General features: G+C 44.3%; 24 protein-coding genes. All 24 read right to left on the bottom strand.

The genetic code is table 11. The features are described from left to right. Positions 1 to 138: 138 nt before the first annotated feature. The 24 genes from BXO88_RS09980 to BXO88_RS09875 all read right to left on the bottom strand — a co-directional run bounded on the left by BXO88_RS09980 (position 139) and on the right by BXO88_RS09875 (position 21991). A complete protein-coding gene (locus BXO88_RS09980; protein WP_078037587.1) occupies positions 139 to 846 on the bottom strand; it encodes a response regulator transcription factor in 708 nt (235 codons plus the stop codon). A 141-nt stretch (positions 847 to 987) separates the two neighbouring features. Continuing rightward, the gene (locus tag BXO88_RS09975; RefSeq protein WP_168171678.1) at positions 988 to 2877 is read right to left on the bottom strand and encodes an ATP-binding protein; all 1890 of its coding nucleotides are present in this window, start codon (positions 2875 to 2877) and stop codon (positions 988 to 990) included. Further along, positions 2849 to 3085, bottom strand: coding sequence for a hypothetical protein (locus BXO88_RS16540; protein ID WP_168171677.1), 237 nt, complete (start codon positions 3083 to 3085; stop codon positions 2849 to 2851). Before BXO88_RS16540 ends, BXO88_RS09975 begins: the two co-directional genes overlap by 29 nt. Positions 3086 to 3098: 13 nt before the next feature. After that, complete coding sequence (locus BXO88_RS09970) at positions 3099 to 3755, bottom strand: potassium channel family protein (protein WP_078037585.1); 657 nt, start codon at positions 3753 to 3755, stop codon at positions 3099 to 3101. A gap of 48 nt (positions 3756 to 3803) precedes the next feature. Further along, the gene (locus BXO88_RS09965; RefSeq protein ID WP_078037584.1) at positions 3804 to 5144 is read right to left on the bottom strand and encodes a TrkH family potassium uptake protein; all 1341 of its coding nucleotides are present in this window, start codon (positions 5142 to 5144) and stop codon (positions 3804 to 3806) included. A gap of 146 nt (positions 5145 to 5290) precedes the next feature. Then, a complete protein-coding gene (locus BXO88_RS09960; protein WP_078037583.1) occupies positions 5291 to 6541 on the bottom strand; it encodes an adenylosuccinate synthetase in 1251 nt (416 codons plus the stop codon). Next, the gene (locus tag BXO88_RS09955; protein WP_078037582.1) at positions 6538 to 7416 is read right to left on the bottom strand and encodes a hypothetical protein; all 879 of its coding nucleotides are present in this window, start codon (positions 7414 to 7416) and stop codon (positions 6538 to 6540) included. Before BXO88_RS09955 ends, BXO88_RS09960 begins: the two co-directional genes overlap by 4 nt. A 47-nt stretch (positions 7417 to 7463) precedes the next feature. Then, complete coding sequence (locus BXO88_RS09950; RefSeq protein ID WP_078037581.1) at positions 7464 to 8342, bottom strand: hypothetical protein; 879 nt, start codon at positions 8340 to 8342, stop codon at positions 7464 to 7466. Positions 8343 to 8901: 559 nt separating this feature from the next. Further along, positions 8902 to 9054: a hypothetical protein gene (locus tag BXO88_RS16535; protein WP_168171676.1), complete on the bottom strand. Its 153-nt coding sequence runs from the start codon at positions 9052 to 9054 to the stop codon at positions 8902 to 8904. Continuing rightward, complete coding sequence (locus BXO88_RS09945) at positions 9041 to 9574, bottom strand: ImmA/IrrE family metallo-endopeptidase (protein WP_078037580.1); 534 nt, start codon at positions 9572 to 9574, stop codon at positions 9041 to 9043. The genes BXO88_RS16535 and BXO88_RS09945 overlap by 14 nt, the downstream gene beginning before the upstream one ends. Before the next feature lie 484 nt (positions 9575 to 10058). Continuing rightward, entirely contained in the window at positions 10059 to 10595 is a 537-nt protein-coding gene (locus BXO88_RS09935; RefSeq protein WP_078037578.1) for a hypothetical protein, read from the bottom strand. Next, a complete protein-coding gene (locus BXO88_RS09930) occupies positions 10585 to 11154 on the bottom strand; it encodes an ImmA/IrrE family metallo-endopeptidase (RefSeq protein ID WP_078037577.1) in 570 nt (189 codons plus the stop codon). Before BXO88_RS09930 ends, BXO88_RS09935 begins: the two co-directional genes overlap by 11 nt. Before the next feature lie 455 nt (positions 11155 to 11609). After that, a complete protein-coding gene (locus BXO88_RS09925; protein WP_078037576.1) occupies positions 11610 to 13031 on the bottom strand; it encodes a glycoside hydrolase family protein in 1422 nt (473 codons plus the stop codon). Positions 13032 to 13086: 55 nt separating this feature from the next. Next, the gene (locus BXO88_RS09920; protein ID WP_078037575.1) at positions 13087 to 13509 is read right to left on the bottom strand and encodes a phage holin family protein; all 423 of its coding nucleotides are present in this window, start codon (positions 13507 to 13509) and stop codon (positions 13087 to 13089) included. A gap of 32 nt (positions 13510 to 13541) precedes the next feature. Continuing rightward, positions 13542 to 13682 carry a CD1375 family protein gene (locus BXO88_RS16530; RefSeq protein ID WP_168171675.1) on the bottom strand — a complete coding sequence of 47 codons (141 nt, stop codon included), beginning with the start codon at positions 13680 to 13682 and terminating at the stop codon, positions 13542 to 13544. 19 nt (positions 13683 to 13701) lie between these two features. Then, a complete protein-coding gene (locus tag BXO88_RS09915; protein WP_078037574.1) occupies positions 13702 to 13971 on the bottom strand; it encodes a hypothetical protein in 270 nt (89 codons plus the stop codon). Positions 13972 to 13997: 26 nt separating this feature from the next. Beyond that, positions 13998 to 15854 carry a phage tail-collar fiber domain-containing protein gene (locus tag BXO88_RS09910; RefSeq protein ID WP_242945194.1) on the bottom strand — a complete coding sequence of 619 codons (1857 nt, stop codon included), beginning with the start codon at positions 15852 to 15854 and terminating at the stop codon, positions 13998 to 14000. 72 nt (positions 15855 to 15926) lie between these two features. Next, on the bottom strand, positions 15927 to 17186 hold the full coding sequence (locus tag BXO88_RS09905; RefSeq protein WP_078037572.1) for a hypothetical protein: 1260 nt from the start codon (positions 17184 to 17186) through the stop codon (positions 15927 to 15929). A gap of 3 nt (positions 17187 to 17189) precedes the next feature. Next, positions 17190 to 18293 carry a phage tail-collar fiber domain-containing protein gene (locus BXO88_RS09900; protein ID WP_078037571.1) on the bottom strand — a complete coding sequence of 368 codons (1104 nt, stop codon included), beginning with the start codon at positions 18291 to 18293 and terminating at the stop codon, positions 17190 to 17192. A 19-nt stretch (positions 18294 to 18312) separates the two neighbouring features. Then, positions 18313 to 19032, bottom strand: a complete 720-nt coding sequence (locus BXO88_RS09895) for a putative phage tail protein (RefSeq protein ID WP_078037570.1) — start codon at positions 19030 to 19032, stop codon at positions 18313 to 18315. After that, positions 19029 to 20234, bottom strand: a complete 1206-nt coding sequence (locus BXO88_RS09890; RefSeq protein WP_078037569.1) for a baseplate J/gp47 family protein — start codon at positions 20232 to 20234, stop codon at positions 19029 to 19031. Before BXO88_RS09890 ends, BXO88_RS09895 begins: the two co-directional genes overlap by 4 nt. Beyond that, entirely contained in the window at positions 20234 to 20641 is a 408-nt protein-coding gene (locus tag BXO88_RS09885; RefSeq protein WP_078037568.1) for a DUF2634 domain-containing protein, read from the bottom strand. Before BXO88_RS09885 ends, BXO88_RS09890 begins: the two co-directional genes overlap by 1 nt. Further along, on the bottom strand, positions 20638 to 21009 hold the full coding sequence (locus BXO88_RS09880; protein ID WP_242945193.1) for a DUF2577 domain-containing protein: 372 nt from the start codon (positions 21007 to 21009) through the stop codon (positions 20638 to 20640). Before BXO88_RS09880 ends, BXO88_RS09885 begins: the two co-directional genes overlap by 4 nt. Continuing rightward, positions 20993 to 21991, bottom strand: coding sequence for an XkdQ/YqbQ family protein (locus BXO88_RS09875; RefSeq protein ID WP_139355566.1), 999 nt, complete (start codon positions 21989 to 21991; stop codon positions 20993 to 20995). Before BXO88_RS09875 ends, BXO88_RS09880 begins: the two co-directional genes overlap by 17 nt. Positions 21992 to 21999: the final 8 nt, after the last annotated feature.

The following is a 21999-nucleotide window of genomic DNA, read 5'->3' as shown; positions in this document are numbered from 1 at the left end:
TGGAAGTTAGCGCTCCCAGCTTTATATTTTAATATCTCTCTGTCCACTCGGGATTGTCATCATAGGGGCCGCCGCATTGCTGACATATCTTGTAGAGACTTGTATCTATGGCAGCACCACAGTACCGGTGGCACCTGGTTAAGTTTCACTGTACCTTATCATATTGTAGCCTATGCCCATGTGGGTTTCTATCTGAGGGTGCTCCGTCTCCGCATCCCCCAGCTTTTTTCTGAGTGTAGCTATATGAACTCTGAGGGATACCTTATCAGAGCTCAGTTCACCGCCCCAGATATGATCAGTCATATAATTGTAGGTCAGAACCCGACCCACGTTTTCAGACAAAAGCTTCAGAATCTTGTATTCGGTAGGCGTCAGGTGTACCACCTCGTCCCTGATCCGAACCTCCGCCTTCAAAAGATCTATGCACATATCACCGTTTGTAAATACGGGGGACTCCTGCTCCTGACGCTTGAGATACGACAAGCGTCTTTGAGTTGTATGGAGTCTGGCGATCAGCTCCTCAGTGGAAAAGGGCTTCGTCAGATAGTCATCTGCTCCCAGATCCAGAGCCTGAACCTTGGAGGAGTCTTCACTTCTGGCGCTGATCACGATGATAGGCATGGTGGACCACTCTCTTACGCTCCGGATGATTTCATTACCGTCCATGTCGGGAAGTCCGAGATCCAAAAGCATGACATCGGGATGAAGCATAACACATTTCCCCAGCGCCTCCTCCCCGGTTGCAGCTGTTTCATATCTGTATCCGTTTATTTTCAATGTTGTAGATATGAGGTTTCTGATTGAATTGTCATCCTCTACAACGAGAATCTGTATATTTTCTGTCATATAAAATCCTTTAAAAACGTATTTTGGGCCGGCACCTGTCCTTATCAGCCCTTAGCATCCAGGTAGCACAGAATATTCTCTCTGATCACAGGTTTATAAAAATTATGAAAATGACGATTAATCCGGATATTCCTTAGAGGTCTATATTTCTATGATCTTCAGCCTAAAGCAGAAGCCGGCGCCGTGAGGCTTCACCCTGTAGGCTTCGATAGTACCTCCATGGGCCTCAATGATGGACTTTGAAAGGCTGAGCCCCAGTCCCAGACTTCTTCCCGCATCCACAACCCGATTATGACCGGTGTAAAATGAATCAAAGATATGAGGTATAACATGATCAGCTATCCCGGGTCCGTTATCCTCTATCCGTACTGCCACATACTCTCCCTCTCTTTCATCAGATACAACTATATCCGATCCTGTCTGAGAGTACTTGATGGCATTATTTACTATATTTACCACCACCTGCATGATGAGTCTGGTGTCCATCTCCGCCATGAGGAACTCATGATCAAAGTTCTTAATGATTCTGTGCTCACTCACGTGTCTGTCCACGTGCTTCAGAGCCTCCTCCAGCACGTCCTCCACCACCTCCGGAGTTTTCATCAGCTTCACGCCCTCATTTAGTTTACCGATGGACAAAAGATTTTCAACCATATTTATCAGCCACATGGAATCATCGTAAATGTCCGTGTAAATCCTGTGCCGTTCCTCCCCTGACAGTTCACTCTCGCTGTTCATAAGAGTGTAGGCATCTCCGGATATGGAGGTAAGCGGGGTTCTGATGTCATGGGAGATGGATCTCAGAAGATTTGCTCTGAAACGCTCACTTTCTGCAAGGATCATCGCCTTTTCACGCTCTATGGCGATCCTGCGGTTTTCCATACGGATACTGCATTCTCCTATGATAGACAGAAGTATGGTCTGCTCCACCTCAGTAAATTCTCTTTCATCCATATCTATGGCTATAACACCGTAAACCTCCATTCCTGTCATCATGGCAAGAAACTGAAAGGAGGAATCAGAAAAACGGCCGGTGAAAGCCCCGGCCCGTGTCCTGTTTTTATATACCCAATCCGCGATTTCCATATCACTTTCCGCCATGCCGGTGGACTCGGTTTTATTTTTTACATAGTGGTATACCGGCGTTTTCAGCCTGTTGTCAGCGATTGAAAAAAGAACGATGTCTCTTCCCAAAAGCTGTATGAGCTGGTTCACCGTGATGGAAAAAAACTCATCCTCTGTTTCCGCCTTTTCCAGAAGCTTTGTGGCGTTCAGGAGAACTCTTGCCTGATAAGCATTGTCCGTGGCATTTTTCATGCTCTCCTTTAGCTGGGCGGAAACGGTTCCTGTCAGCACCGCAGCAAAGATACTCACCACATAAGTCATCATGTAGGAGGGGTCATACACCCTCAGGGTGAATCTGGGTTCGATAAAAAGAAAGTTGAAAAGCAGTATGTACATGACTGCTGCCAGAACACCGAATCTTTTTTCCGAAGTCAGTATGGAAGTTACCAGCACCGCCATGATATACACAGTGATGATGTTGGCGTTACTGAAGCTGGAATGATAAAACAGGAAGGACACCACCGTTGCTGACGACATGATGAAAAGGAGCTTAAGGGTGTCAGTAACTATATACTTCTGTTTTCTGCTTTGATTCCTGATACCGGAAGGTCTCAGCTCACTCCTCTCATCCGGTATGATGTGAATGTCTATGTCGGGAAGCAGCTTCGTAAGCTTTTTGGAAACCGTCTGCCTCCTGTCCTGACCGCTCATACCTATATAAAGATCGGTGATATCATGGGTGCCGGCATACTCGGCTATAGCCACGATCACATCATCTCCGTATATCTCCCTGAAGGTAGCTCCCAGGGATTCTGAAAGCTCTATGTTCTCCTTAAGAGCAGTACTTGCAGTACCTTCTCTGGTTCTTACGTAGAGTGCAGTCAGACTGCTGCCGGTGAGAGTAGCGTTACGGGCTGCGATCCTTATGACTCTCGGATTACTTGGCGACCCGGAAATGCATACCAAAATATTTGATTTTTTCGATAAGCTGCTTTGCTTTATTGGTTCCTCTTGCATGACTGTTATTAGCTTCTTCTCCTGATTCCGGTACTTCTGATATCTCAGTTGCCTCATCCTCTATGATACCAAACTCTTTTTCTATCTGACGGGTTATCACCCTATATAATACAGCATTAAGGAGTATAAATCCGAAAAATAAAAGCCAATCATTCATATCTCCCTCCTTCTCAGAGTTTAAATGCCTTTCTGATCCTTACCACAGGCCCCAAGACGAGGACATTACCACCCTCATGCAGTACAGAGCCGGGAGCTATATCCATGGCAAGTTTTTTCTCTCCGGCACCGTCACGGATTCCGAGAACATTCAGACCGAACTGATTTCTGATATTCAGTTCACCTACTGTTTTTCCCTGCCAGTCCTTTGGGATGGTAACCTCGACTATGGCATAACCTTCTGTAACATCTATGTAATTCACGATCTGTTCCGAACTGAATCTGAGAGCCGTCCAGCCCGCCATCTCCCTTTCAGGAAATACCACATGATCTGCACCGTTTCGTAAAAGGAACTTCTCCTCCTTTTCTCCCGAGGCTCTGGCCACCACGTATCTGGCTCCTAGATCCTTAAGAAGTGAAGTTATCTCCAGGGAAGCAAGGAAATCATCTCCGATGGCAACTATACAAAGGTCAAAATTCCCCACACCTATACCGCTCAGGAAATTCTGACTGGTACAGTCACCTATGAGTGCCCTGGTGGCAAAGGGTATAACCGAAGAGACCTTCTCCTCGTCACGATCCACTGCCATGACCTGCATTCCCAGCTCCTTTAACTTTTTCGTGGTAAAATAACCAAATCTTCCCATGCCTATGATCAAAACGTTTTTCATTTCCTGTCTGCTCCTGTCAGATTTTATTATGATATAAGTGTTCCCGCCTCAGCCTATCATGATGCTCTCCTTTGGATACTGCACCGCCGGCTTTGCCTTGTAGAAATCCGGAGCGGCATAAAAGATGGTCAGGGCACCTACTCTTCCGAAATACATAAAGCCCATAAGAATGAGCTTGGATAATGTACCAAGTGTGGGTGTGATGCCTCTCGTAAGCCCTACGGTACCGAGAGCCGACGCACACTCAAAGGCTGTATCCAGAAGCGGCAGTCCTTCCACACCGCTTATAATCAGGGTTCCGGAAAACAGGAGGACCACATACAGCATCATAAGTGTGATGGCATGAAATATGGCTGAAGTCTCCAGTGTTCTGTCGGAGGTTGTGATGGTGTCGTTTCCTCTCAGGGAGTGAAACATGGTGACCACAAGAACCGCGAAGGTGGTGGTCTTCATACCTCCGGCTGTGGAACCGGGCGAACCGCCTATCAGCATGAGACATATCATGAGGATCATGCTTCCTTCGCTCATGGCCGTGAGATCTGCGGTGTTGAAGCCGGCTGTTCTGGTGGTTACTGACTGAAAAAGTGACTTAAGTATCCTGATGTGCCAGTCCTCTCCTCCGAAATCAGCGAAGAAGAAGTATACAGCCGGAAACACTATGAGTATGAGCGAGGCGATCAGAACCATCTTTGTCTGGAGTCGGAAGTGTCGGAAATCTCCCTTCTTCTCCAGTATGTCAGACTGTATGCCGAAACCGATACCACCAACTATTATCAGCAGCATGATAACGAGATTTATAAGAGGCACTCCTGCAAAGCCCGTGAGAGACTGATATGGTGAGCTATAGGTTCCCGCCAGATCAAAACCGGCATTGCAAAAAGCTGACACCGCATAGAAAATGGAATTTCCCACACTCTTTCCGAAGCTGAACCTCCCTATCATCACAGGAAACAGAAGTACCGCTCCCACAAGCTCTGTGATAAGTGTTGCCCTCAGCATGAATAGTGTAAATCTGACTATCCCTCCCAGCTGTGAGGCTCCTATGGCATCCTGCATGGTGAGTCTCTGGAAAAGATTTATCTTCCTGCCTGCCAGAAGCTGAAACCATATGCTGACGGTTATAACTCCGAGTCCTCCTATCTGTATGAGGATAAGGATCACAGCCTTGCCGAAAAGTGTCCAGTGTGTTGCCGTATCATGCACCACAAGTCCCGTCACGCATACAGCAGAAACAGCTGTAAAAAGCGCATCAAGAAATGTAGTATCACTGCCGTATGAGGCAAATGGAAGTGACAGCAACACACCACCTATAAATATAACCAGCATGAAACTCATCAGTATCAACTGAAAGCTGGAAACATTGAACCTGAAAAATTTTCCGGAAATCATACCTGGCTCCAATCGTAATGAAGTAATTTACTTCTATGATCTCAGTATGACAGAAATCCTGTTAAAACAGGGTGAAGATATAAAACAGAGTTGTAAAGATTGTGTTAAGATGAATCCACAAAAAAGATGCCACTCAATGGCAGGCTTTAGTTGCTCACCGCTTTAGTGACATCTTCAGCATATGGTGTATCAGATAAATAAATATGGGAAAAAAGACCTTTTATGGGAGGACTCTCACGAAATTCACTGATGGTCATATTCCGGTCTTTAAATAGAATCATGTTCTCCGTCTCATTCAGATGAGTCAACAGCAGGGAAACCTTCAGCTTGTTATATGAATTATTTATCATATCATCTCTTATCGATGTGACGAAGTCCTCTTCATCAACATGCGTGCCGTATCGTATATGTCCCTGCCATTCGTTCGGTTCATTTGTCCGGTCTTTCTGTATCACTCCCAGCCTTTCCCTGCAGCACTCACAGGGCAGTTCGCCGGCTCCGTGTCTCGTAACATAAGCTCTGGATATATAAATCACCTCATCCAGATGAAGTCCCAGTCTTTTCAGGAATCTGCAGGGATTATATATTCCGGTTTTTGAAGCTGTCACATGCGGCATAAATCTCTCATTATCACAATCCAGCAGCAATCCCTGCCCCGATTCAAAGATAAGCGTATCCACATCATCGAGCAGATGTTTCAGCGCTGCATCAGAGAGAAGCTTTATATGGTTAAAGTTTTCGACCATTGTTTCCGCTGCATTTCCAAGCACATTTTCATTTCTTAGAAGCTCTATATAACCGGAAGCCTGTGCCGTGAGTCCGTTACTTATCTCCCGAAGCCTCATGGCGGTGTGATTCTTTCTTATCTCTGTAAGCCTGCGATACAATCCCTCAGAATCCATATCTGAAATCTCACGAAGAGAAAGACCAAAACCGGCCCCGGTTCTTATATCACACTCATTTATCCCCATTCCGCAGCTGCCGTGTCTGTCGCTTCCCCTTGAGCTTTCAAGCGCCATATTGAGAAGTACATCATCGGGAATCGTTACACAGGTTCCCTCCATGGCATATATCTCAGGCACAAATCCAAACTCTTCGAAAAAATCAGACATTTCTTCTCCCAGCTTATATAGATCCGGATAGAAGCTGTCTATCCAAAGTGTTCCCGCATGACGGATAGAACCGGAGGACAGCTCATGAAATACAAATCGTTTTTCCTCACAAGTCCCTCCTTTTTCAGCCGGAATTTCTCCCCTTAGCTGAACCGTGTGTCCTGACTGTGCACCTCCGTTGTGTCTCACCACAAGGGCTTTACAGGAATTAAGGGAAAGGAAGTCCACTGCCAGACCCTTTCCCTCATCGCCGAAATTCTTTCCTACTACCGCTACAGTTCTCATAGAGTAATGTCTCGCCCAAAGTCATACAGGCTAAGCTGTACCAGGGCATTTCGTATCATAGGTCCCTTCGCATCATCGAAAGGTGCAAGAATATCCTGAAGTCTCTCGCCCTTTTGCAGCCTGATGACACCAAGTATGATATCCGGAATGACATTAACATCTCTGTTACTTATGTTGATCTTATGACCCGTCAGGATGTCTTTATTTCCTTCCCCGTCTATCATGATATGAAAAACATGGAACTTCTCCTGAACCTCTGAAAGAAGGCTTTCCACAGAGGCTCCGGGAACATCATCTCCCACTACCCTTTTTATGGTCTCAGACACATATGCTTTTCTGATATCCGCTCCATCTCCTATGGTAAACAGAAAGCCCTTCTCGCCTCTTTTTCTGACGGCATCGATGTTTGTGTGTCTGGAAAGAAACTCCCAAAGACAGGTTGGAACGACACAGCCGTTTCCATGGTTTTCGAAGTAAATCTCCAGAAGCTGTTCAGCCACACGTATATCTGACTCGAACTGTGTTACCTGAAGCGGTGAAGTATCTTTATAGTCACCGTATGCCGCACACATCAGAGCCGGATCTTCTATGGCACTAGTTGAATACAACTTGGTGATAAGCTCGTTCAGAGCTTCTGTGGCAACCTTAACCGCCAGATATCCCATAGAAGCGGTAACATCCAGGCCGACTACGATGGGTGTAGTGTTGGGATGATCTTCGGAGTCGAAACATTCACGTGTTCCTATGAACCGTGGATCAAATTTAGGATTACATTCGGTTCTTTTGAAGACCTCATTTACACTTTGCTCCTTTGACAGCTTCCTGCTTGATTTCAGTTTTGACCAGTCACTGGCCGTATAACTACCATATCCCATAATCTATACTCTCCTTTGTTTTTTGTTATCATCTATCCTGGATTTGCTTACCCACTAACCATCATCTGTCTGAAGTTATGTCCTCCGAAGCCTGTCTCGATCACTCTGTCCCACTTCTCAAAATCAGAGTATGCATCCCTGTCAGGTGCAGAATTTAAAAACCTGTACAGCTCCTCAGGATTTCTGGTATCCGAAGCCAAGGCGATAGCGGTCTTTCTCAGGGCTTTCAAATCTGCATCATCGTTTCCCCGGGTTACACCTCGCCAGTCTCCGAAAAGTATCCCCTCATGAGTGAAGGGATTGACCCAAATTGTATCGGGAGTAATATCCCCATGTCTCAGCCCTGAATACTTGAGAGCACAGCAAATATTTTCCATCCTGGAAATAACCCAGGCCAGATGAACCGACTCCCATGGAGCGAACATCTCCGCCGGATAACAGTTGGGTCTCCTTACAAATACCAGTGCCTTTTTACCATCCTTCAATCCGATTTCCATCCTGATCTCAGGGAAAGAACGTTTCAGCTTCATATCAGCTGCCGGAAACTCCAGCATCTTGAGTTTATCCGAAAAGGTTCCGGCCTCAATGCTGTTTTCAAAAACGTAAACCACAGACTCTCTCGCTACATAAAACACGAAACCATGTTTCTCATACTTTTTCATGTACTCCACGTTCAAAGCATGGCCACTCTCCATGATGTAAGTGTCACAGCGATTACATGTAAAGAGTTTATCTGTACTGTAATCAATATCTCCTTTCTCCGCTTCTGCTTCGTAGAAACGAAGTACCATCTTCCTGAACCTCTCATTACCTCTGTAATCCTCATCAGACAAAAAGGCCCGGGCTCCGCAGTATGGACACTTAAGCCCTATGGAACTGCCGAAGTTCATCTGGCCTCCACAGCTCTTGCACTTGTATGTAATCATCCTCTGATCTCCTAAACTGTTATTCATTAAAGGTGTATAACTCATCCAGAGTCCATTTAGAATCCGTTTCCACTTCTACATAACCCTTCTTTGGATTTAATTATGATGCACCTGTCAAAGGCCGAGATCTCACCGATCATAACTGCAAAATTAAATTTATCATAGTACCGTCACATTTTCACTATCAGGACAAAATCCTTTAGTTATATGGAAGAAAATCTTCATACTTTATTATATATATCATTTTGCCCTTCTTCCTTTATGCCATTTACAAATGTTTTTTCGTCATATTCAGTCAGACACATATCAATAGCCCCCACCCGATGGACAAGCAAAAACTCTTTCAACATTCCAAACGATTTCAAGCTATTCATCAAATCGAATGCGAGACGGGGGCGCTACATGCCCTTTGGCATGTGTTTAGCGCCGACCGAGCCGGCAGCTGCAATATAAAAAAGTCCTTCACAGTGATGTGAGGGACTTTTCTTCTGTAAGCATTTGTTACAATTCGTCTATTTCCTTAATGTCTAAATGATCTTTGTCAATTTCTGCTGCATCTCTATCTTTCTTTTGTCTGCCTATGCTGCTCTTTTGTTGTATATTCGTCTATGTAAGGATTACTTATGTTGTCATCACTGCCTATTCCATCAATTCTTCCCAGGGACTGTTTGATTCTGGAATAAGATTCAGGAAAGTCCTCATACCGCTTCATCGAGTTTTAACTCCTCAAACCTTCGTTCAACCATCTTTCTTGTTACATTGAACCTTTTGGCAAGAATCAGTATCTTTTCTTCTCTTGAAAGATTACACAGCTCATCATAATTCTTGATAAATCTGTCTGAAGGCATCAATAAATTGGCGGCAAAATAATCAGCTTCATTTTCTATAGGACCCTTTCCTTTTCTGTGATCTCTATGAGCATATAAGCCTTTGCTCTCAGCACTATTATAATGCAATATATAGTGACCTATCTCATGAGCAATGATAAATCTTTTCCATTCAGTACTGCAATCAGCTCTTACGCCTATTAATTTATCCGTCTCCTGTCCGAAGATCTCTCTTGCTCCCTCCTTGACAACTATAAAGCCGTCTTCGTCTCCATGAAAGATCGCATTCCCGACTACAAATCCAAGCGTCTGAGCCAATCTGATTATCTCAACTGCTGCATCGCCGGTATCTTTTACAGTCTCCAACACCTCATGCGCTTTTTCTTCGATTATTTTCTTATCCATAAACGCACCTCTTTCAAAAATATAGAACCGACATATCTTAACAAAACAATTGTTGCTTTACAAAAAAAATATTAACGTCTGCGAAAACAAAAATAGCTTAAAACCTTAGGAAAGCCAATGTTCCATACGGTTTTAAGCCATTCATCTGTGAGAGCGCGAGACGGGGGCGCTGCATGCCCTTTGGCATGCGCTCAGCGCCGACCGAGGCGGTAGCCGAGACGAACCCTTGGGTTCGATCCCTGTCGAACGCGAAAACTCCCAGAGGAAATCCTCTGGGAGTTGAGAAGCGCGAGACGGGGATCGAACCTGTCTCGTTTTTCATTTCCATCCAGTGTTTATGCGGTTCTCCTCCCTTGGTGGGCAATCCGCTGGGCAATTTTCATTCCATATTCAACTTTGCTTTTAACGCATTCTGTAATACCTGCAAAAAATTCACATCTGCATTTGGCCGTACACCATTTTATGGCCCCTTTAAATTACAATGCTAATTTCCTGAATTGTCTTTCTCATAATCGCCTTTAAGTGTATTCGCTATTAATTGAATCATATCCTTAAGAAGCGAGTTTTTATCATCGAATAAATACTTGAATATAATAACTGCAAGCCCTACGATATTTACAAAAAGGCCAGTTATCAATATATTGGACACTTCTACAGTATATTTGTTGAATCCTTTTTGAGAGAATATGAACAAAAGCACAAAAGTTACTACCGTTACCCCAAGGAAGAAGAACGAAAATACTATTAGAATTACTTTTCTATAGAAATTTTTGCTCTCTTGCTCGTTACTTAACGGCTTTAAAAGGCTCTCAATCAAATTGTTGACAATTTCATGACGATGAGCCTTTGCTGATCGTTCTATCTTTTCTATCGAATTATAATCGCAAGCATTCGAAAATACCTTGCTAATATCGTCTTCATCAACATCTAAATATGGTTTATATTCGCTTGCCTGCCGATTTATCTCCTGTATCTTTTTATAAAATGAATCAAATTGATTATCGATAGAGCTATTTTCCATTTGATAAATTAACCATTCCTAACATTATAAGCCTATTGAGGGCAGCCTTATCAGTCACTCCAAAATATTCCACAACTTTATCTATTTTTTCATGTGGATCTTGCTGGCTTGAAATTACTTTTTTTACCAATTGTTCTGGCATTAAAAATGCTCCTGCGAATTCATTTGCTATTCGTTCATTTATATTTTCAGTATCTTGAGATTTATCCTTATCTCTAAAGCTTACTGATAGTACTTTTTCCTTACTATTGATGCTGCTTTTGTTTGGAGCCCAACCATAGTCTATAAAAAGGTGTCCAAGTTCATGCGCTAAGGTGAAAAGTCTACGATTTTTGGGCTGATCAACATTTAAGTATATTTCTGGCTGTTTATTGTCTGAATTCCAAAGGCACATTCCGTCGAACTTATCATTGCACATCCCAAATAGTTTCACTCCGCTTTCTTGAACCTTATCGAATAATCTGTTATTTTTTAAGTCATCCCCAAGGATTTCTTTTCTAGCAAAGGACGCAAAATCGTCAATTAGTTGAACAAGATGCTTGTCACTTAACTTTTGCATTTTTCCTCCTTCCTAGTTTCTTAACTGATGCGATAAACTCTAATAATTGTCTATATCATTTTTATGTAATAGACTTTAATAAAATCTTCTAATAAGCTAATTGTACCACAAAAGTCAAGAGCTATTTCTTAAAATATTATTTTGTGGATTATAATCAATTCTAATATCTTTTGCAACTAAGAATTATCGTACGGACAGTGTACTACTCTTTATCATACTATAGTTCAAAGTACAGTTAGACAGAATCAAAAATAAGGCGTGAGAGAAATCCCACGCCTTAAATCTTAATGTCTGCAAATGTTAACGGCTTTTTATCTCGTGAAAATCTCGTGAAATCGGACAGAAAATCACGAGATCGACACAATAATTCAAAAGTAACTTAAATCAATCTGTAATTAACTTAAATGTATTTCACTTAATTTTTTAGTTAGTGCTTTAAGTTAAATATCAGTCAATTAATTTTGCTTATCTTTTCCCTTCAGGCTGATAGCTCCGGAAGCATCCGGCACTAATGTCACCATGGTCTCTCCGGTCACCATGTATCCGGCAGAATCGAACAGATAGATCAGTCCGTCTATCACTGCGAGCTGGTCAACATACCACTTGTTATCCGAAAGCAGGTACCACCACTTGCCACTCTCTTCCTGGATCCATCCTTCAAGATACTTTCCGGATACCCATCCGCCCAGCTCTTCGGAATGCAGCCATCTTGTACCGTCTGCATCGAATGCCTTCTTGTCGATCTTGAAATACTTATTCTCAGCAACACTTCCAACCTTGTCATACTTCACACCCGGTCCTGAGCGAACATTCATGGACACATTTGCATGGATGCCGATCTGTCCTGTCTGTACCGGATAACTCTGAAAATCATCTTCGACAGCTTCCATAGATATTCCATAAGCAGCATAATTCGGACGCAAGAAAATAACCTTGTTTGCTCCTGTGGTGTAGCTCTTCCGTGTTGTGGCTCCGCCATTACGCACCACAACATTGTTTCCGGATGAAGTATTTGCCTCATAGGTCACATATCCGTTTGTGGTCACCTTCACTACAAGTCCGGCGTGTGCATATCTGCCCAGGGAATTATTCCAGAACAGTACAATGTCTCCTACGTGCGGAGTGCTGGATGTCTGTCTTGCATTCTTAAAATTCGTATAGGCTGTCGGGCAATAGATGTATATCTCACCGAGGAGAAGCTTCTTACCTATATCGCTTCCGAAGGCTCTCACAAACTGAAGACATACCCATGCTATGCAGTACGGTTCGCCCTGGTAGTTCTTCTGCGTGAGTTCGTTGTACCACTTCCAGTACAGTGTGTAATTGTTATATCCGGCATTTCTCACCTTGCCTTCAGGTGTAAGATCTCCAAGATCTGAGAGTGTAGCCTTCTCAAGATAATCGAGACACTGCTCTGCAACCTCTATCATCTCGAATATACTTTTCTTTCCGTATGTCGTCATGTCTCCTCCTTTCGTGAAAAGCGCCAGTTCTTTAAGCCTCCGCTTTTTGAGTACTTCAAGATGCTTTCCTCCGGCCATGTCATGGTTCGGCCAGTCAGCAATGATCTCAGCCCTTGAGCGCTTGCCATCATCCACAAGCCCCTTGATGGAACCAATATTGTAAGCGTAAGAAACCAACGCATCAAACTCGTTCTGTGTCCAGTGATATATAGAATCATATTTATTAACTTTAGCTTCATAGGACGGAAGATCTGCCATGAGGAGCGCTTCTGCCTGCTCTTTTGTTATGGTCTGCCCTGCTTTGGCTCCAAGATGTCCGTACCCGATGGAATAATCTTTATAATCCCAGTAGGCTTTTAAAGAACAGCCTTCAAACTCTTTTATCTGGTCTATGCCTTCCTGGCTGGTTTTCATGTCACACCCCCTATAAATAATCCCGGTGCTGTTAAACACCGGGACTTCAATAAAATTATTCTTTTTTCGCTTCTGCCTTTGTTGTAAGCAGATCAACAGCTCTGGTGACGATAACCGGCATTGGAACGCCCATCAGTCCGGCATTTTCCACGATACTGATGACTTCATTTGTAAAGAATCCAATGATGACTGCTTCCTTCACATAATCAACTCCAAGATAAATATCGACACCCCTTGCTATGACCACAAATGAAAGTGTGAACACCTTCCTGCAAAGCCCTTTCCATCCGACGCGGCTTTCAAGTGCACCGTTCTGCGTCTTCTTCGATGCGTGAAAAACTCCTGCAACGATAAGACCGCTGATATAATCAATAATCATCGCAAGAATTAAATACTGCAAGGCTGGTGACCAACCACCCAGCAGCGATACCGCTATACTTCCAACCATTCCTATAAGAGTACATAATATCTGCTTCATACAACCCTTTCTGCCCACTTGGCTTTTAACTGTCACCCTTTTGTTAGTTCCTCATGCCCCATTTCGATAAGAACTTCCACCACTTCCGATCTGATTTTTTCCGGAACATCATTGATCGTCTTAACCCCTTTGATAATAAGGTTTGCATAAACCTTCGCCATTGCTCTTGACATATTCCCCACCGTCCTTTCTTTACATGATGGATTCGTACAGTTCTGTGAGCGCTGTCTCTGTATCGGTCAGAGCCTCTTCCAGTTCGGCAGCTCTATCATCGATAAGTCTGATATACTCGTCCTTGTCGTATTGCGTAAGGGTATATTCATATCCCTCAAAACCGGAATCTTCCTCTGTAGTGCCGGGCTCAGAAATCTGCTGGATATCAGATGCAACCCAGACTGAATATTCATCAATAACTTTCACATCAGGCTGTGCATTGCTTCGTGTCTTTGGATATACTTTCATTAATTTTTTCACCTTTCTTTTTCTTATTATGCAGCTGATCCAGAGGGGATATACACCAAACGGCCGCCGATATGCCGATGACGATCGACCGACGAGTCAGTCAAATGCAGATAGAAAGCGCCCGCCTTCGAGCCGCCACCCCATTGAGCGCCCAGCCTAGCGACACGCCACCCTGAATTTTGGTTATAAAGATAATCGCCTACAGGAACGCTGGAATTTGCACCGCCACCTACCTGTGTCGGAATAAATAACCAATCAAAGTCTTCGCTGTAGCCAAATGCTTTAATCCATCCGCCTGTGGTGTAGCATGGATGAATTCCGGTATCAACATAAGGTGATGCCTCCGAATCATCAGTAAAACTATGATCGGCGACATAAACATGCTCTGTTATATCTCCATCAGCAAATGTTGCCGGGTTCTTGATATTCATTCCGTCTAACCATTGCCAGATATTACCGTAAAAGTTTTCCTCTCCACGGTATGTTACAGCAGTTTTGCCGTCTGCTGTTTCCGTTGTCGATGTTTCACCCTGTGTGTTAACGGTAGATGCGGCACGTCCAGAAGCATTACCTAAAGACGATGTACTGCCGGTCAACGATGCACAGTTGTAATTCGAATCATCTGTGATACTTACGACGCCGAGTCCGATGGCGGATTGCATGTTCAATGTGCCATATTCGATCATCATAAGGAGCTGTGACGCAGATGCAGTTGCGGCATACTGCTGTTCCCAACCAGTGCCTCGATTTTCTGCAAGGGTTCTGAATCCTGCCCTTGTTGCACCGGCATTTGTAAGTCCTGATGTCGGCTTTGCTCCGGCAATAGATGCAAGCATATCACCTGTGCTAGCGGTGAAATCAACCGAGCCACCATCATCAGTCACGTAAGCAGATTCAGACACATCATAAGTAGATCCTTCGTATGCCGACAGATATATCAGATCGTTTTCTACGCCGTCGCGAACAAAAGCTGGATGAATTTTGAAGCCTGTTTCGGGTTCATCACAAACATAATATCTAAGCTTTCGTGCATGATAGCCTGCACCGTCGCCTTCGTTAATTTCTTCCAGATCAAGAGGTACGACCTTGTAATAAAACTTAGGCTGTTCGACCATGACCTGAACAGCTGTCCCAATAGCATATTCTACTTCACCAACTGTAACAGCAACTTCCAAAGCTCCGGTCTCGGTATATGCATCATCGCCATAATAAGCAACTACAACACCGCCGTCTGTGACATTGCATCGTCTTCTGCCGCCAAAGCAATGAACACCATCGAAATCCGCACCTGGCGTTTTGCCAAAGGCCCCAGCGAGACGCGTGAAGCGTTTATTAACAAAATCAACTTCAAGACCGAATATATGATTGCTGCTGTAACCGATGAATCCCTTTATATCCGCAACATCGGCCTGTAGCTGTAGCACTTCATCTTCGGTCGCTATGCCGGCGGCTGATGTATCGATGGAAACCGTTGTTGCATTCGCCACTGTAATAGGAACGCTATAAGTGATACTTGACGGTGTAATACTGTTATAAGCAGGGAACCAGTCTGCTTTGTCCTGCTCTGTCACATATATCGCATACAGAAACGATGTGTTATCGGTCCATTTTGCGAATATACCGACCTCAGTGACGTAATAACCACCGGTAGTGTTTGACTGGTTTGAAGCGACCAATGTAAGCTTTGTAGTCGCCGGGTTAACATACTCGGATCTGCTGATTGGAAACGAACCTTTACTTGATCTCAAGGCGGTCGCTTCCTGAAGCTGTGCTAATGTCGGAGACGCGCCCCAATCTCCGGCTCCCACCTGAAATCCTGTGAATTGAATACTGGTCTGCCCGGCCTGTGCAAGTGCTATCAGCTGCAAACCTTTTGTAGTCAATACGCCCTGTTTGAATTCAGCCATTTTATATACCTTCTTTCTTCAAATCAAAAACCCCGGAGTCGTCCGGGGTTAATAAACTATTACTGCTTGTATGAAACATAATACGGTGGATCCTGATGGCGCAGTAGCTTCTACTGTAATCACGTCTCCGGCATTAGCTGAGAATGATTTATTTACCATGGTACCGCGCCAGTTATAGCTGTTTCCAGTAACATCGCGGTTATCCACGACTGTACCATTTTTATAAATCCGACAAGTACCACTGCCAGAACCATTGTAATCACCAGTAGCACCGCCATAATAGACCGTACCGTTTGCCGGCATTGTAAAGGATTCGCTGTCCGATGTTATCCAGCTATTTGAAGATGTTCCGAATCCGCGCGCAGCAAAAGCTTTTATTGCCTTCTTATTCCCGTACCATGTTCCGGTTATTCCGGCAATGCTCTCGCCCTTCTTTATCTTTGCGGCCGTTAGTTCAAGCGCAGAACGAAGTTTGTCGAGCCCTATTGCAAATAGCGTATTAGGAGTGATGAATCCTTGTGTGCCGTTGTATCGCACCTGAAAGCGGTCTACATTATCGCTGTTCTTTGATACAAAGCAGGCATCACCGACCACCACTTTCGTTCCGTTGTCAGACGTATATGTGATAGATGCATCGTCTGTGATATGTTTCATCGTCCCGACGATTCTTGTGCCATTCACCCATGCGATAAAGTTTTTCAGGATATTTCCCGCGGCCGCTGTGCCCACGGTCTGTGATGTAAGGTCTTTCGCTGTAATCTTTCCATCGGAAAAGAATCCTTCATTGATGGTGTAGCTTTCCCCAGCTGAAAGAGTTCTTGTGACAGCACCGCGGTTTGCAGCCGAACCTATAACTTTCCCGTTCGCTCCGTAGCCAACTTCGCCCGTTATCAGATGTTTCGCCTGAAGGTTACCGTCAGAACCGTAAGTCCCCACTATACCGGCAGTTTCGTGACCATTGGCTATAACATCGGCATTTAGACCGATATCTTCTGGATCACATCCTACATACGCTGAGTCATCACCAGGGTATACGCCGTGTGGAACAGTGAACACGATCTTCTCATCACCGGAAGTATCAAGCGTATATCCAATAAATGTTGCCTGATGTATCGGGATGTCCGGACGGTTCTCAGAATATCCCGGAGCACTGTGCATGTTCTGCATATTTGGGAGCTCACCCGTCTCAGGATCTCCATCCGAATTATGCCCGAGAAATGTAAGCCCTTCAGGGACATCTGATCTTGTGGCGGTCAGCTCATCGTAATCGACCGAATCACCGCCACCATAAATAATATTCGCTCTCATGACTTATACCCCCGTAAAACCAAGACCAAAATCTACCGCCGGCTTCTTCTTGGGAATAGTCAGAACAATCTTACCGGTCGCGCTCTCTGCTATTCCACGTCCACAGAACATGTTGGCAGCCTTTTTCTCGGCTTCGATACCCTGAATCGTATCCGCCTGAGTTACCGGATATACGTTCAATGCAACATTGGAAGTCATACCGCTCACCGTGATCTCATTGGTGAATATCACCTCATCGTCCTGTGTGCCCTGAACCCACCCATTAGCAGTGACTGTCACAACGGTTTCGTGTAGTTTTGTTGTCAGCGCTGCAATATTGTTTGCATTGGTGGTTATCTGACTCTGTAATGTTTGTGAAGCCTCAGCGCCCAGAGGAAGTTTGAAGTATCCCATCTCTCCTGTTCCACTGTTAATGACTTTCCACACATAGATTTCCGAAGAATCCCTGTCTATATAGACCGCATCACTGCGCCCTTCCTCAGGGAAATTCGCATATGAATCCGTAATAACATTACTATCGTCCCATTCATACGCATAATCTTCAGAACCCGTCTTATACAGCATCTGTCCGGCAGTTCCACCTGTAAGATGCTGTATGACAGAATTCACGATCTGACGTAAAGCTATGAACTCGGTTGCCGAAACCACAGCTCCGTCATAATTTATAGTGGTTCTTTGAGCGTTAGTCACCTCAACATAGATTCTTTCAGTGATGGTACTTATTCCGCTACTGTTCTCGGGCGGCATATACATGCTGTTCGTCTCTGTTACCAGAAGAAGATAAAGGATTTCACCTTCGTCCGGATCTTCAGCATATACTCCGAGCTCATTCAGGTAATAAAGCTGTGTTAACCCACGGTTATTCAACACCGCCGTTATAACAGCCACACCATTATTTCCTTCAATTGTTGCCAGGTCACTTATGCCGAAGCTCTGCTCCTCATGGATGAGTGCAGTAAATTGTTCCAATGTTTCAGCACTGACATTATTGTGAACACCCGAACCAGTCTTCACCTTTGTGATGCTGATACCATCACCGGATGCTTCGCATTTTGCAATCAGAGCCTGTCCCTTTTTGGTAAGAACGCCCTGCGTAAAAATTGCCATTTATTCACATCCCCTTTCTTTACATACTCAATGTTGTTGCCATGCCACAGGTGATTCCTGTTCCTACACACTGCTCTTTCGTGGTCAGATCTTCATGCTCAGCACGCGCGAAATTGCCCTCACAGTCTTCGTATATCTCGCCGACTGCAGCTACAAGGGCCTTAGGATTGATATAGAGCTCATCGTCCGAGTGGATATCGTTATCAAGATGCTGTACAGAACCGACCGTAAGGACTGTTCCGGCATATACAACAGCAGCGCAGATTTGCGTGACAATTTCATTGATAACATCAACCACCATATTGCAAGGCGGCATTCCAACAACAAGCTGTCTGAGATTATCAAGCTGTCCGTATTTCGACAGATGCGTCGTAAGTCCAAGCCAATATTCCTGTAACTTCGACTTATCGATTTCATAACCATTCTCACTACACAAGTCCGCAATCTTCGCCGTAAATGCTCTGATGCTGTATGGTGTTGGATTCCACCATAGTGTCTGGACTCTTGAGCGTCGTGATTCAAGCGTATCTAAATTCGATGGCAAAATGCCGAGGATCTCTTCGCGCCGTGAAATGCCATATTCGTCAGCATCTTCTATGAACTGATTTTTAAGCAGTCTGTCTACCTGCTCCCAGAGCAACCCGAATTCAGGATCCTCTGCTTTTAACGCTTCTGCAATTTCTTTATATCCCTTCAAATAAGGCGGTAAATAGGAATTAAGGTCAACTTCTCTTATCATATAGGTGTCACCGTACCAAGCACAGGCACTTCATCCCTTCCTAATGTCAGATTTTCTTCCGCACCGTTGATAGTTGTATTTGAAACATCTATCACACCTGTGGTTCCTAAAATACAGCTTTCAATCTGCGCTATTCTGACAGTAGTGCTGTCTTCATCCGCCCAGCCTTGACGCAAGGTCAGAAGATATGCGGAAATGCTATTCTTTACAGAGATTTCAAGTGTATCCCATGAATAGCCATCGCTAAAAGTGATGTGTGCTGTGATATTAATTGCAGTAGCACTCACACCTATTACATTTACTACATGCCCGATCGGTGCAAATCCAACACCTTCACCGGCGTTTTGCTCCGGATCCACAGCTGTCTGTACTGTATTGATCAGTGTGCTGGATGGAACGCTGTAGTCAGATGCAATGATGGTTAGTTTGACCGTACCGCCAACGGTCAGTTTTTTGTTGAGAGCTGCTGCATAGACTGTCTGTAGCCATAATTTGACATCTGCATCACTGACAGTCTCAATATAACTCGAATACCACGATTGAACAGCGGATGACGGGATCATGTCCGCTGGGTGTATGTCTGAATTCCATACTCTCGTGATCTTTACATCACCCACGCCAGATAAAGCTTTTACTTTATTCTTGTAATCCGTAAGATTACCACCGAAAGCAAGATCGTTGAAAGAGTTGTAATATCGTGTTCTGAACTCTTCGGTATCCTCTTCGTCTTCACCGGGAATCAGCACATCTGTTAATGTTGCCGTTTCAAGTCCGTCAATGTAATCGATGGGAACCAAGGAACCGAAATGCTGATTGCCTGATTCGCCGGGTGTCTCACAGGTGACCTGATAAACACCGTCAGAAATCTTCTCTGTAACAACATAATTCAGATATGACAGGTTGAATCGCTTTCCGATAACATCAATAGTTGACGGTGTGAATTCACCACGCAAAACGGCACTGGTTGCCGGATACGGCGACAGACCACGCTCTTTAGCTCTTTTGATGAGGAATTCACGGGATGCAGTATCACCGAAGGTCTCTTTATAAATCTGATCAAGCTCTATATACAGAACCTGTAGCTCAATGGCTGTCGGCGAGTGTGTATCCCAAATTACTGCACCTGGTCTTTTATCAAGTTTGTCCGATACCCGGTCAAGCATCCGCTGCAATATCACATCATACGTTACTGATTCATACATCAGATGTTTACCGTCCTTTCTTCTTCATAGTCGCCATAAACGGTATGAACTACGAATTTCGCTTTGACTGTGTGCCGAGCAGTCGTATCAAATTCGAAGTCGCTTACTTCTGTATTGCGGGTATCGGTAAGAAGTGCTTCCGTGATCCGGCGCTCCAGCTCAGGACACACGTAACTTACAGGTTCCCCGAACAGATCATTGACCTCAAAGCCATATGACCATGGGTACATGACGTATTTATACCGTTCAGTGTTTAAAATTTTATAGTTAGCCTGTCGCATTGCTTCAAGCTCATCAGTATAGCCTTTTACCGAATCTTCATTCTGAATGTCCATCCGGTATGTTTTGGTTGGTTGTTCCGTAACCGTGAAATCCTGCTGGAGGAATCCGGATGTTGACGGAATCATACTCCCACCACCCTATCAACAACGAGAAATCTCTGACCTCCCTGCTCGCGTATCATCCAAACCTTGTCACCAACTACCAACCCATTGTTGATGGTCAAGACTTTGGAACCCGAAACAGGATGTGTATGACCTTCTTTGCTTCCGGTAGTCCAGTTGACCGCTACCGGAACATTGTAGGCTGTCACATTGCGGGATAGAATCAATTGATTTTGACCGAGCATCATCTGCTGTTCAGTCACTATAACGAGCGGTGCTGCACTCATTACAGTTCCAAACACAATATTGACCGGTTTCTTAGCTTCCATTGCATCAAGCGCTGCCTTTTTCATTGCATTTACAAGTTCAGTTCCATCAGCCAACAAATTCACCCCCTCGAAGTGTTACATCCATCCAGTGCTCACCATGATTAAAGGTATGTTTCACCTGCTCTACCAGCATGAAATTTTTGATCTGAAAATCATCCAACATCAGATTCACTACGACCAACGAGCCGCCTCTTACACGGCAGTCGCCGAACTGTTTTGTCAGTTTAAGCTTCCGCGTCTTCTGGTTGTACAGCTGTAATAACGCCTCGGCTTTTACCTGCCCGTTTTCACCCTTTTTTATAGTGTCAAAATACTGTAGGACGCCCCATTTATTTATATTTTCACTGCTTTCCGTGATGTAAACATCACGTTTACCAGTCTGATCATTGTCGTAGGTCAATTTGACCTTATTGTATGTGTTGTCATCTATGGACGATTCATAATCAAAGTTTTCACCCGTTTCTTCATCCAGCATCAAAAACTGACCTGATGCGGCATCGCCTATGCGCATACTCTCAAGGCTTTTCAGAGTCAGCTTTCCGAAATCATCGTAAAGCACATACATTTCTTTGTTATTCTGCAGCGTCAGGTCAAGTGCATTGCCGATCATGTCAAACAATGTGGTATTTTCTTCCACTCTTGATGGAATCACATATTTGGTATCTTCCAATGTTCCGACCTGAAGCTTGAAGTCATCCGCAATCATCTGAATGAACTGTGTGGCCGTTTTCCCCTCATAGACATAAGTGTTTTTATTCTTCAGATATCTGAGCTGGTCGTATGCCGTAACAGTCATGATCCGATTCTTGTCATACTTCTTTTTAAACACAAATCCGTAAAACACGGGTGTTCCGTTTACTGTCAGCCTGACTGCGTTTCCTTCTTCAATTTTCAATACACTGTCCCCGATAGCTTTGAACTGTAGCTTTCCGGGACTTCCTTTTCGACTTAATGTCAGTTCAAGTCCATCCTGAATTGATGGTTCATACACTGTGCCGCCGGTGTCAGCGACATCAGCGGCAGATATTAACAGTTGAATATCCAAAATTCATA

This window comes from Oribacterium sp. C9, from assembly GCF_002007235.1.
GTDB lineage: Bacteria > Bacillota > Clostridia > Lachnospirales > Lachnospiraceae > Oribacterium.
This window is presented reverse-complemented; position numbering and strand designations above follow the sequence as displayed.